Origin of the sequence: Pseudomonas sp. NFX98 (assembly GCF_047784845.1) — a bacterium.
Lineage (GTDB): Bacteria > Pseudomonadota > Gammaproteobacteria > Pseudomonadales > Pseudomonadaceae > Aquipseudomonas.
In genome coordinates, this window is the sequence record NZ_JBLNNF010000001.1 from 456,979 (window position 1) to 469,959 (window position 12,981).

The following is a 12,981-nucleotide window of genomic DNA, read 5'->3' on the forward strand; positions in this document are numbered from 1 at the left end:
GACCCCCAAACAGGTTTATAAAGGAAAATACCTTTCGACCAAAAACCAGCCCTGGCGCCCCACTCGCATGCGAATCCAGCAAAAACCCGCCCTGCTCGTCGCCCTCCTGATCATCCTGGCAGCGCTGGGCCTGTGGTACGCCACCAAACCCGCCAAGGCAAAACTCGCCGCGCCCACCGCCATCCCCGTGCGCGTGGTCAGCGTCGCTGAAAAAGACGTCCCCCGCTTCGTTAGCGGCATCGGCTCGGTCCTGTCCCTGCACAGCGTCGTCGTCCGCCCACAAATCGACGGCATCCTCACCAAAATCATGGTCAAGGAAGGCCAACTGGTGAAAAAAGGCGACCTGCTGGCCACCATCGACGACCGCTCGATCCGCGCCAGCCTCGATCAGGCCCAGGCACAACTCGGCGAAAGCCAGGCGCAACTGCAAGTGGCGCTGGTCAACCTAAAGCGCTACAAACTTCTGAGCGTCGACGACGGCGTTTCCAAACAGACCTACGACCAGCAACAAGCGCTGGTCAACCAACTCAAGGCCACCGCCCAAGGCAATCAGGCTTCGATTGATGCCGCCCAGGTGCAACTGTCCTACACGCAGATTCGCTCCCCGGTCACGGGTCGCGTCGGCATTCGTACCGTGGATGAGGGCAACTTCCTGCGCATGACCGACACTCAGGGCCTGTTCACCGTCACCCAGATCGACCCGATCGCCGTCGAGTTCTCCCTGCCGCAGCAAATGTTGCCCACCCTGCAAGGCTTGATCAGCGATCCGCAACACGCTCAGGTAAAGGCCTACATCGGTGCCGACACCGACGGCGAAACCGGCAACCTGCTGGGCGAAGGCCACCTGACCCTGATCGACAACCAGATCAACGCCAACACCGGCACCATCCGCGCCAAGGCCGAATTCAATAACGCTGGGCAGAAGCTCTGGCCGGGCCTGCTGGTGACGGTAAAGATTCAGACCGCGCTGGATAAAGATGCGCTGGTCGTACCGCCCAACGTCGTACAACGTGGTCTCGACCAGCATTTCGTCTACCGCCTCAATGGCGACAAAGTCGAAACCGTGCCGGTGCAAATGGTCTATCAGGACAGCGGCCAGAACATCATCAAAGGCGTGCAGCCTGGGGATAAGTTGGTCAGCGACGGTCAGTCGCGACTCAAGCCCGGCTCGACGGTGCAGGTGCTGACCGATCCGCCGCAAGTGGTGCAATCGGAGTCGGCGCCATGAAGGGCCATGGTTCGGTTTCGGCCTGGTGCATCGATCACCCGGTGGCGACCATTCTCCTGACCTTTGCCTTGGTGCTGCTGGGCGCAATCGCCTTCCCGCGGCTGCCCATCGCGCCGCTGCCGGAAGCCGAATTCCCGACCATCCAGGTCGCCGCACAACTGCCCGGCGCCAGCCCGGAAACCATGGCATCGTCGGTCGCCACCCCCCTCGAAGTGCAATTCAGCGCCATCCCCGGCGTGACTCAAATGACGTCGAGCAGTGCGCTCGGCTCGACCAACCTGACCCTGCAATTTACGCTCGACAAGAGCATCGACACCGCCGCTCAGGAAGTGCAGGCCGCGATCAACACCGCCGCCGGCAAGCTGCCCAAGGACATGCCAAACCTGCCGACCTGGCGCAAGGTCAACCCGGCCGACAGCCCGGTGCTGATCCTCAGCGTCAACTCCTCGCTGATGCCCGGCCCGGAGCTGAGCGACCTGACCGAAACCCTGTTGTCCCGTCAGCTCAGTCAGGTCGACGGTGTAGGACAGGTCGCCATTACCGGTCAGCAACGTCCGGCGATTCGTGTCCAGGTATCAGCCGATAAACTGGCGGCGATCGGCCTTACCCTCGCCGACATTCGACTGGCGATCCAGCAAACCAGCCTCAATCTGGCCAAAGGTGCGCTGTACGGCGAGTCGAGCATTTCAACGCTTTCGACCAACGATCAACTGTTCCATCCCGACGAATACAGCCAGCTGATCGTTTCCTACAAGGATGGCGCACCGGTTCACCTCAAGGATGTCGCCAAAGTCGTCAACGGTTCGGAAGATGCCTACGTGCAGGCTTGGGCCGGCTCACAGCCGGGCGTGAACCTGGTGATCTTCCGCCAGCCCGGCGCCAACATCGTCGAGACCGTGGATCGCATTCAGGCGGCACTGCCGGGGCTGGAAGCGATGCTGCCTGCCTCGGTGCAGGTCAAGGTGCTGATCGACCGCACCCAGACCATCCGCGCGTCCTTGCATGAAGTGGAAATCACCCTGTTGATTGCCGTCATGCTGGTGGTGGCGGTGATGGCGTTGTTCCTGCGTCAACTGTCGGCCACGTTGATCGTATCGGCGGTACTCGGCGTGTCGCTGATCGCCAGTTTTGCCCTGATGTATGTGATGGGTTTCAGCCTGAATAACCTGACGCTGGTGGCGATCGTGGTGGCCGTGGGGTTTGTGGTCGACGATGCGATCGTGGTGGTGGAAAACATTCACCGCCACCTGGAGGCCGGTGATGGCATGCGCGAGGCGGCGATCAAAGGCGCCGGGGAAATCGGTTTTACCGTGGTGTCGATCAGTTTCTCGCTGGTAGCGGCGTTCATTCCGCTGCTGTTCATGGGCGGCGTGGTCGGGCGGCTGTTCAAGGAATTCGCCCTGACCGCCACCTCGACCATCATGATTTCGGTGGTGGTCTCGCTGACATTGGCGCCAACCCTGGCCGCGCTGTTCATGCGTGCGCCGGTGCATCACGCCCACGACAAACCGGGCTTCGGTGAACGCCTGTTGGCGTGGTACGAAAAAGGCCTGCGCCGCGCCCTCGCCCACCAGAAAACCATGATCGGCGTGTTCGCTGTGTCGCTGGCTTTGGCCGTCGCTGGCTACATCTTCATTCCCAAGGGTTTCTTCCCGATTCAGGACACCGGTTTCGTCCTCGGCACCACCGAAGCCGCCGCCGATATTTCCTACGGCGACATGGTGAAAAAACACTTGGCGATGGCCGAAATCGTCGCCGCCGACCCTGCGGTCGAAACCTTCTCGCACTCGGTCGGTGTGTCCGGCAGTAACCAGACCATCGCCAACGGCCGGTTCTGGATCACTCTGAAAAAGCGTGGCGACCGCGATGTCTCGGCCAGCCAGTTCATCGACCGGATTCGCCCGCAATTGATGAAAGTACCGGGCATCGTCCTGTACCTGCGTGCTGGCCAAGACATCAACCTCAGCTCCGGTCCGAGCCGCGCCCAGTATCAATACGTGCTCAAGAGCAACGATGGCCCGACCCTCAGCACCTGGACCCAGCGCCTGACGGAAAAACTGCGGGCCAATCCGGCGTTCCGCGATATTTCCAATGACCTGCAACTGGGCGGCAGCATCACTCACATCAGCATCGACCGCAGCGCCGCGGCCCGTTTCGGCCTGACCGCCAGCGATGTCGACGAAGCGCTGTACGATGCATTCGGCCAGCGCCAGATCAACGAATTCCAGACCCAGATCAACCAGTACAACGTAATCCTGGAACTGGACACCAAGCAGCGCGGCAAGGCCGAAAGTCTCAACTATTTCTACCTGCGCTCGCCCCTGAGCGGCGAGATGGTGCCGCTGTCGGCGCTGGCCAAATTCGATGCGCCGACCATCGGCCCGCTGTCCATCGCCCACGACGGCATGTTCCCCGCCGCCAACCTGTCGTTCAACCTGGCGCCCGGCGTAGCGTTGGGTGATGCGGTGATCATGCTCAATCAGGCGAAGGCCGACATCGGCATGCCGGCGGCCATCAGCGGTAATTTCCAGGGCGCGGCGCAGGCGTTCCAGAGTTCGCTGGCCAGTCAGCCGTGGCTGATTCTGGCGGCGCTGGTGGCGGTGTACATCATTCTCGGCGTGCTCTACGAGAGCTTCGTACATCCGCTGACGATCATTTCGACGCTGCCTTCGGCCGGCCTCGGCGCGGTGATCATGTTGTGGATCTGCGGCCAGGATTTTTCGATCATGGCGCTGATCGGGCTGGTGTTGCTGATCGGTATCGTGAAGAAGAACGGCATCCTGATGATCGACTTCGCCCTCGAAGCGCAGCGCAACGGAGGCTTGTCGCCGGAGGAGGCGATCTTCAAGGCCTGTATCACGCGGTTCCGGCCGATCATCATGACCACCCTCGCCGCCCTGCTCGGCGCCCTGCCGCTGATGCTCGGCTATGGCACCGGCGCCGAACTGCGCCAACCCTTGGGGATCGCGGTGGTCGGCGGCTTGCTGGTGAGCCAGGCGCTGACGCTGTTCACCACGCCGGTCATATACTTATGGCTGGAGCGATTATTTCATCGGCACACTCTCTCACCAGCGCCTCCGCCCGTGCCGGCGCTGGCGACCACAGACTGAGGCGGGGTCATGCGCGTTCTGATTATCGAAGACGAAGAAAAAACCGCGGACTATCTGCACCGCGGCCTGACGGAACAGGGTTACACCGTGGACCTCGCCCGCGATGGGGTCGAGGGCCTGCACCTGGCGCTGGAAAGCGACTACGCGGTGATCGTCCTCGACGTGATGTTGCCGGGCCTCGATGGCTTTGGCGTGCTGCGCGCGCTTCGTGCACGCAAGCAAACCCCGGTGATCATGCTCACCGCCCGCGAGCGTGTCGAAGACCGCATCAGAGGCCTGCGCGACGGCGCCGACGATTACCTCGGCAAGCCGTTTTCCTTCCTTGAACTGGTGGCGCGCCTGCAAGCGCTGACCCGCCGCAGCGGCGGTCATGAACCGGTGCAAGTGAGCATCGCCGACCTGTGGATCGATTTGATCAGCCGCAAGGCGACCCGCGCGGGCGCGCGTCTGGACCTGACCGCCAAAGAGTTCTCGCTGCTCAGCGTTTTGGCCCGACGTCAGGGTGAAATCCTCTCGAAAACGGCGATTGCCGAGATGGTCTGGGACATCAATTTCGACAGCGACGCCAACGTCGTCGAAGTGGCGATCAAACGCCTGCGGGCCAAGCTCGACGGGCCGTTCGAAGAGAAATTGCTGCACACGATCCGGGGCATGGGTTATGTGCTGGAGAGCCGTGGTGTCCAGTAACTCGATTGCGCTGCGCCTGAGCGGGATGTTCACGCTGGTGGCGCTATTGGTGTTTTTGTTGATCGGTTGGGCGCTCTACCAACAGGTCGACAAGGGGCTTGGCTTGTTGCCCGAAGCGGAACTGGACGCGCGTTACAGCGTGCTCGAATCCACCGTCGGCCGTTACGGCACGCCCGAGCATTGGGTGAAAATCAACAACAAGCTCAAGTTGCTCGGCGAAGAAGACAAGCGCATCAGTTTCTGGATCGTCAGCGGCGATCCGCACTACGAATACGGCAACCCGACGCCGCAGATCCGCGCATTTGCCGACGGGCCGCTGGGCATGCGCGACATGCAACTGCCGGATCAGCCCTACCCGCTGAAAGTGCTGGTCAGCCAGTTCCCGGCCAAGGACCAGCGCCCGCCGCTGCGCTTCATGATCGGCATCGACACCGAGACCTTTCACCAGACGCAACATCAACTGCTGATCGCCCTGATTGCACTGGCGATTGTCGGCGTGCTGATGGCTTCCGCGTTGGGGTATTGGGTGGCACGGATCGGCCTCAAACCGTTGATCAAACTGTCCCATGAAGCCCAGCGGCTGGCCCCGCCGTTGCGCTCGGGGCGCTTGCGACTGTCGCCGTTGCCGCCGGAACTGAATCAGTTCGTCAACTCGTTCAACTCCACGCTGGAGCGGGTCGAACAGGCCTACTCGCGGCTGGAATCGTTCAACGCCGATGTCGCCCATGAACTGCGTTCGCCGTTGACCAACCTGATCGGCCAGACCCAGGTGGCGCTGACTCGCGGACGTTCCGCCGAACATTACTTCGAGGTGCTGCAATCGAACCTCGAAGAGCTTGAACGGCTGCGCTCGATCATCAACGACATGCTGTTCCTCGCCAGTGCCGACCAGGGCAGCAAGGCCACCAAGCTGACGTCCACTTCGTTGGCTGATGAGGTGGCGACGACCCTGGAATACCTGGACTTCATTCTCGAAGACGCTCGGGTCGAGGTGCAGGTCAGCGGTGATGCCCAGGTGCGAATCGAGATCGCGCATCTGCGCCGGGCGCTGATCAATCTGTTGAGCAACGCGGTGCAGCACACCGAGCCCGGGCAAGTGATTCAGGTACGCATCGAAGCCGAGGAGCATCAGGTCAGTATTGGTGTCGCCAACCCCGGATTGCCGATTGCCAGCGAGCACCTGCCGCGCCTGTTCGAACGCTTCTACCGTGTCGACGCTTCGCGTAGCAACAGCGGCAACAATCACGGTCTGGGGCTGGCGATCGTCAAGGCGATTGCGTTGATGCACGGCGGCGATGTGTTTGTGCGCAGTGACCATGGAATGAACACCTTCGGTATCCATCTGCCTGTCTGACAGGTTCGGGCCGCGTTCGGACGATCTTTGCTTTTTGCGTAACAGTCCTTTCATGAATCCGCTCTTTTTCCCGGCGCCCGACATCCCTATCTTTGCCTGCACCAAACAGCACTTGCCAAGCAAGAAGGTTTTAAAGATGTCCAACAGTATGGGTATTGCCAGCGCTTTCGTTTTGTCCTCTTTGTTCCTGTCTCCGTTCGCCATGGCTGAAGAGTCGCAGGCCTTCGTCGCGCACAACACTGCACGCGCCGCCGCTTTCGAAGAGCAGCAGATCGAGATGACCGCCAAAGCCCAGGAAGCCACCCAGGCCCCGCAAGCATCCAGCGCTCAGGACCAGACCCAGGCCCTGAAAGACAGCTGATTGCTGCACCTCGCTCCAGTTTCCCTCGACACTTTTCATCGGCTCTTCCCCTTGGAAAGTTGTCCGCCAAGCCGCTGCCATCAGCGGCTTTTTTTCGTTTTGACTTAGCTGTTGTTCATTGCAAATGCCGCAACGATGGCCGCCGGCTGCTAGGGTTATGGGACTACGCTTACCCAGTCATTCCAGCAGACATCAGCCCCATGACCGAACGCCGTACCCCACCCCCTTCAGGCAGCACCGGACGGCCCGAGATCCTGGTCATCCTCGGCAGCAGCCTGACGGTCATCGCGATTCTCAGCATCGTGACCTTTTTGCTGATCCGCGAACACGCCAATGCCCAACAAGCAGCCACTCGCAGCGCAACCACCGTCGCACAATTGATCGACGCCGACGTGCTGCGCACGGTGGAACTCTACGACCTGACCCTGCAAGGCCTGATCGCCGCTGCGCAACGGGACGACCTTAAACAGGTTTCAGCGCAGATTCGCCATCTGGTGCTCTTCGACCGTTCCACCACGGCCCGCTACAAGGGCGACATCCTGTTGCTGGACAAGCACGGCGAGGTGCTGGCCGACTCGTCGTTGATCGACCCCAAACCGGGCAACTTCGCTGATCGCGATTATTTCCTCGCCCATGCCTTCAACCGCGACAGTGGCATGTTCATCAGCCGGCCGTTCAAACCTCGCTGCGACTGTGCCTACAGCGACGAATGGCAAATCAGCTTCAGTCGGCGCATCTCTTCGCCCACGGGGGAGTTTTTAGGTGTGGCGGTGGCTTCGATGCGCCTGGCTTACTTCGATCAGTTGTTCAACAGCCTGGACATCGGCACCGGCAGCACGCTGGCCATCATCAACGACGACGGTGTCCTGCTGGCGCAAAAACCTTTTCTGGAAGGCAACTCGATCGGCAAAAGCTTCGCCACCCGGCCCAACGTCGTTCGCATGTTGCGTGAGGGCAGTGGCAGCTTCGATAGCGTATCCAGTGTCGACGAGCACCAACGCCTGTACACCTTCAGCCGGGTCGGCAACTTGCCGCTGACGGTTATCGTCGCCCTGTCCGGTGATGAGGTGTTCGCCACCTGGAACCGCACCGCCATTGTGATCAGCGGCGCCACCGGCATCCTCTGCATCGCGTTGCTGTGGCTGACCTGGCTGCTCTGCCGCGAGCTGCGTCTGCGCTATAACGCCGAGCAAGAGTTGGCGCAACTGGCGGCCACCGATGCCTTGACCGGCGTGGCCAACCGGCGAACCCTCGATCAGACCCTGCGCCACGAATGGTTTCGGGCCCAGCGGTCGGGCAAACCGATGTCGGTGCTGATGATCGATGCCGATCACTTCAAGGCGTTCAACGACCGTCACGGCCACCAGGCCGGAGACGAAGCACTGCGTTCACTGGCCGAGGTCATTGGCGCCAACGTGCACCGCCCCACAGATCTGGTGGCCCGCTACGGCGGCGAGGAGTTTTCGGTGATCCTGGCGGAAACCGGCCATGAAGGCGCGCGGCAGATCGCCGAGCATATCCGTGCGCAGGTGGAGCAACTGCCCTTGTTGGCGCCTGATGAATCGCCGATGACAGTGAGCATTGGCATCAGCACCTGGAACACCGCGAGCGACATCAGCCTGGAGCAATTACTGTTTTTGGCGGACAAGGCGCTGTATCAGGCCAAGGAAAGGGGGCGGAATCGGGTGGTTGGATGAGAGAATCCCTTCCAATGTAGGAGCTGCCGAAGGCTGCGATCTTTTAAGCCCGGAGGCATAAAAAAAGGCCACCCGAAGGTAGCCTTTAAAAAACTAGAGAGGTTTTTTACTTACACGGCCGCAACAGGGCGCATGTAAGAGATCGGTGCAGTGCTGGCATCTTCGAACGTCACGACTTCCCAGGCATCTGTCTGCTCAATCAACTTGCGCAGCAGCTGGTTGTTCAGTGCGTGGCCGGACTTGAAGCCCTTGAACTCACCAATCAGGCTATTGCCCAGCAGGTAGAGGTCACCAATTGCATCGAGAATCTTGTGCTTCACGAATTCGTCTTCATAACGAAGGCCGTCTTCGTTCAGTACACCGTCCGAATCAACCACGATAGCGTTTTCAACGCTGCCGCCGAGTGCGAGGTTGTGCTTGCGCAGGTACTCGATGTCACTCATGAAACCAAAGGTACGGGCGCGGCTGACTTCTTTTACGAACGAAGTGCTGGAAAAATCCACGCTTGCACTTTGTGTGCGGTCACGGAAAACCGGGTGATCGAAATCGATCTCGAAGCTCACCTTGAAACCTTCGAAAGGGACGAAAGTGGCGCGCTTGTCGCCGTCTTCCACTGTCACTTCACGCAGGATGCGGATGAACTTCTTGGCGGCGTCCTGTTCTTCCAGGCCAGCCGACTGAATCAGAAATACGAAGGGTCCAGCGCTGCCATCCATGATCGGGACTTCGGACGCGGAGAGCTCGACGTAGGCGTTATCGATGCCCAGGCCAGCCATGGCCGAGAGCAAGTGCTCCACCGTATCCACTTTGGTGTCACCGTTGACCAACGTGGTCGACATCGTGGTTTCACCAACGTTTTCCGCGCGGGCAGGAATCTGCACCGCAGGGTCCAGGTCGGCACGAACAAACACGATGCCGGTGTCGACAGGCGCAGGCTTGAGGGTCAGGTAGACCTTCTCCCCGGAGTGCAGACCTACACCTGTGGCACGGATAATATTTTTCAGTGTGCGTTGTTTAATCATGGCTTGGGCCGCTTCAGCGCAAATTGCGAACTGGTATCAACAAAGGCTGGCGATGATAGCAGACCACGCCTTTGCTGAACACCAATCACCTTCATAGCCCTGATACATTTCATCAATCGGCCTGACGACGCAGGAAAGCCGGGATGTCCAGGTAATCCAGATCGTCTTGCGGATTCATCTTCGCGGCAGCCGCAGCACCGGCCTGAGCCTGGTTGCGCATGACGGTCGGACGGTCCAGGTCGCGGTAGTTCACCGTTGGAGCTTCCTGACGAACAGGGGCTTGTTGTTGTGGCTGCGAAGCCATCGAAGTGTGAACGGTATTGTCGATGACCTTAACAGGCTTCTCGATTTTAGCGCCCAGACCGGTCGCAACGACAGTCACGTGCAGCTCGTCGCGCATGTCCGGATCGATAACGGTACCGACCTTGACCATAGCATGCTCGGAAGCGAAGGCTTCGATGATGCTACCCACGTCGGAGTACTCACCCAGGGACAGGTCAGGACCGGCGGTGATGTTCACCAGGATGCCGCGTGCGCCTTGCAGGTTCACGTCTTCGAGCAACGGGTTGCGGATGGCCGCTTCAGTCGCTTCACGTGCACGGTTCGGACCGCTGGCGCAGCCAGTGCCCATCATCGCCATGCCCATTTCGCTCATCACGGTCCGTACGTCGGCAAAGTCGACGTTGATCATGCCCGGACGCTTGATGATGTCGGAGATACCGCGAACGGCACCGGCCAGTACATCGTCAGCCTTGGCGAAAGCCGACAGCAGGCTGGCGTCTTTACCGAGGATGGTCAGCAGCTTCTCGTTGGGAATGGTGATCAACGAGTCGACGCTTTCAGACAGCAGACGAATACCTTCGTCGGCCAGCTGCATGCGCTTGCGGCCTTCGAACGGGAACGGACGGGTCACCACCGCAACGGTGAGGATCCCCATTTCCTTGGCCACTTCGGCAATGATCGGCGCAGCACCGGTACCGGTACCACCGCCCATGCCAGTGGTGATGAACACCATGTTGGTGCCCTGCAGGACTTCGGCAATGCGCTCACGGTCTTCGAGAGCGGCCTGACGACCTACTTCAGGGTTGGCGCCGGCGCCCAGACCTTTGGTCACACCGGTACCCAGTTGCAGGATGGTCCGCGCGCTGATGCTCTTCAGCGCCTGGGCATCAGTGTTGGCGCAGATGAACTCAACGCCTTCAATGTTGCTCTTGACCATGTGGTTGACAGCGTTGCCGCCGCCTCCGCCAACACCGATAACCTTAATGACCGGGCTTGCGGGGATGTTGTCTACGAGTTCGAACATTTTCCCTCTCCTTTACGTTCTCTAGTTTTTTCGCCTACTGCGTGTATCTACAACGGTGCTGCGGTAAATCTTCAGAAATTGCCCTGGACCCAGCTCTTGATGCGATCGAGCAAGGCGCCTTTCGGCTCTTCGTTGCTGTAGCTGTCGCGACTGCCGATGCCCGAGAACGAAATGCCGTCGGATTGCTTCTGCAGGCCGTACATCAACAGGCCAACACCAGTGGAATAAATCGGGTTGCGGACCACGTCATCCAGGCCCTTCACGCCGTGAGGCACGCCCAGGCGTACCGGCATGTGGAAGATTTCCTCGGCCAGTTCGGTGGCGCCTTCCATCTTCGACGTACCGCCGGTCAGCACGATGCCGGCCGGGATCAGGTCTTCGTAGCCGCTGCGACGCAGTTCGGCCTGGATCAGCGTGAACAGCTCGTCGTAACGCGGCTCGACCACTTCGGCCAGGGCCTGACGGGACAGCTCGCGCGGTGGACGGTCGCCAACGCTTGGCACCTTGATGGTTTCACCGGCACCGGCCAGTTTGGCCAGGGCGCAGGCGTAGCGAATCTTGATTTCTTCGGCGTACTGGGTCGGAGTGCGCAACGCCATGGCGATGTCGTTGGTCACCTGGTCGCCCGCAATCGGGATCACTGCGGTGTGACGGATCGCGCCTTCGGTGAAGATCGCGATGTCGGTGGTGCCGCCACCGATGTCCACCAGGCACACGCCCAGTTCTTTCTCGTCGTCGGTCAGTACCGAGTAGGCCGAAGCCAGTTGCTCGAGAATGATGTCGTCGATTTCCAGACCGCAGCGACGCACGCATTTTTCAATGTTCTGTGCGGCGTTGACAGCGCAGGTGACCACGTGAACCTTGGCTTCCAGGCGTACGCCGGACATGCCCAGTGGCTCGCGGACGCCTTCCTGGTTATCGATCACGTAATCCTGCGGCAGGGTGTGCAGCACGCGCTGGTCAGCCGGGATCGCCACAGCCTGGGCGGCATCGAGCACGCGCTCGAGGTCGGCAGAGCTGACTTCGCGATCACGAATCGCCACGATGCCGTGGGAGTTCAGGCTGCGGATGTGATTGCCGGCCACGCCGACAAATGCCGAGTGAATGCGGCAACCAGCCATCAGCTGCGCTTCTTCGATCGCGCGCTGGATCGACTGCACGGTGGACTCGATGTTCACCACCACGCCTTTCTTCAGGCCACGGGACGGATGGGTACCGATCCCGACGATATTCAGCGTGCCGTCGTCCCCGACCTCGCCCACCAGCGCCACCACTTTGGAGGTGCCGATATCGAGACCGACGATCATTTTGCCGCTTTGCACGTTTGCCATGGGTCCTGCCTCTTCTTAATTCTTCGCGACAGCGGGTTGGGCTGTCGTGGGCGCTACAGGTTCCCGCCAGCCAACAGCGAGGCCGTTGGCGTAGCGCAGATCGATGCGCGCAATGTTCGTAATCTGTTCTTTGAGCGTCTTGTCATAGATGGCAATGAAGCGGCGCATCTTTTCCACCAGGTTGCCGCGTCCCAGCAGCAGTTCGATTCCGGGGCCCGCGCTGCCGGGGCCAGTGGTCAGGAACCAGCTGCCTCGCTCACGCAACTCCAGGCGCGCAATCGAGAAGCCCATTGGCCTGAGCATCTGGCTCAGGACCTGGTATTGCTGCATCACTTGCTGCTGGGCCCGTTGTGGGCCGAACAGCTGTGGCAGGTGTTCGTAGTTCGCCAGCTCACGCGGGGTGAACGCCTGGCCCTGGTTGTTCAACAGCGACTCGTCGCCCCAGCGGGCCACCGGCAGTTGTTCTTCCAGGCGGATGACCACTTGATCCGGCCATACCCGACGCACTTCGGCGTGGGCAATCCATGGCATCTGTTCCAGCTCCGAGCGCATGCTCGCCAGGTCGACGGTGAAGAAGCTCGACGCCACGTACGGGGCAATCCGCTGCTGCACCGCTTGCTGGCTGATGTAACTCAAGTCGCCCTGCACGTTGATCTTGGTGATCGGCCGGTCGGCGTACGGCAGCAATCGCTGTGCACCTTCGTAAGTACCGAACCCCAATGCCACCAGCAACACCGGCCAGAACAGGCTTTTCAGAAAACCGAAATTGGCTTTCGGCAGGCGCGCAGACATCGGCTCTTTGGCCACCATTCGGCTGGCACCCCGCGGCACCGGCTTGCGGCCGGGTACGGGTGGCTGATGTCGGACTTGAGCGCCGTGCATGGT

Annotated in this window: 10 protein-coding genes; 6 read left to right on the forward strand and 4 right to left on the reverse strand. The window is 60.6% G+C overall.

Going from position 1 to position 12,981, the window contains the following annotated elements; all coding sequences use genetic code 11:
• Positions 1–67 precede the first annotated feature (67 nt).
• From ACM110_RS02080 to ACM110_RS02105, 6 genes are all read left to right on the forward strand, one after another.
• Positions 68–1,228, forward strand: a complete 1,161-nt coding sequence (locus ACM110_RS02080; RefSeq protein ID WP_416126346.1) for an efflux RND transporter periplasmic adaptor subunit — start codon at positions 68–70, stop codon at positions 1,226–1,228.
• Positions 1,225–4,338 carry a multidrug efflux RND transporter permease subunit gene (locus tag ACM110_RS02085; protein WP_338582899.1) on the forward strand — a complete coding sequence of 1,038 codons (3,114 nt, stop codon included), beginning with the start codon at positions 1,225–1,227 and terminating at the stop codon, positions 4,336–4,338. The genes ACM110_RS02080 and ACM110_RS02085 overlap by 4 nt, the downstream gene beginning before the upstream one ends.
• A 9-nt stretch (positions 4,339–4,347) precedes the next feature.
• A complete protein-coding gene (locus ACM110_RS02090; RefSeq protein ID WP_416126347.1) occupies positions 4,348–5,025 on the forward strand; it encodes a heavy metal response regulator transcription factor in 678 nt (225 codons plus the stop codon).
• Positions 5,015–6,379 (forward strand): heavy metal sensor histidine kinase, encoded by a 1,365-nt coding sequence (locus tag ACM110_RS02095; RefSeq protein WP_416126348.1) that lies wholly within the window; start codon positions 5,015–5,017, stop codon positions 6,377–6,379. Before ACM110_RS02090 ends, ACM110_RS02095 begins: the two co-directional genes overlap by 11 nt.
• A 136-nt stretch (positions 6,380–6,515) precedes the next feature.
• Positions 6,516–6,740 (forward strand): hypothetical protein, encoded by a 225-nt coding sequence (locus tag ACM110_RS02100; protein WP_416126349.1) that lies wholly within the window; start codon positions 6,516–6,518, stop codon positions 6,738–6,740.
• A gap of 200 nt (positions 6,741–6,940) precedes the next feature.
• A complete protein-coding gene (locus tag ACM110_RS02105; protein ID WP_416126350.1) occupies positions 6,941–8,437 on the forward strand; it encodes a diguanylate cyclase in 1,497 nt (498 codons plus the stop codon).
• A gap of 110 nt (positions 8,438–8,547) precedes the next feature.
• On the opposite strand, the gene lpxC is transcribed toward ACM110_RS02105, so the two are convergent.
• From lpxC to ACM110_RS02125, 4 genes are all read right to left on the reverse strand, one after another.
• Positions 8,548–9,459, reverse strand: a complete 912-nt coding sequence (gene lpxC, locus ACM110_RS02110; protein WP_338582905.1) for a UDP-3-O-acyl-N-acetylglucosamine deacetylase — start codon at positions 9,457–9,459, stop codon at positions 8,548–8,550.
• A gap of 112 nt (positions 9,460–9,571) precedes the next feature.
• Positions 9,572–10,765 carry a cell division protein FtsZ gene (gene ftsZ, locus ACM110_RS02115; protein ID WP_416126351.1) on the reverse strand — a complete coding sequence of 398 codons (1,194 nt, stop codon included), beginning with the start codon at positions 10,763–10,765 and terminating at the stop codon, positions 9,572–9,574.
• Positions 10,766–10,836: 71 nt separating this feature from the next.
• The gene (ftsA, locus tag ACM110_RS02120) at positions 10,837–12,096 is read right to left on the reverse strand and encodes a cell division protein FtsA (protein WP_338582907.1); all 1,260 of its coding nucleotides are present in this window, start codon (positions 12,094–12,096) and stop codon (positions 10,837–10,839) included.
• Positions 12,097–12,111: 15 nt separating this feature from the next.
• Positions 12,112–12,978, reverse strand: a complete 867-nt coding sequence (locus tag ACM110_RS02125; protein WP_416126352.1) for a cell division protein FtsQ/DivIB — start codon at positions 12,976–12,978, stop codon at positions 12,112–12,114.
• Positions 12,979–12,981 lie beyond the last annotated feature (3 nt).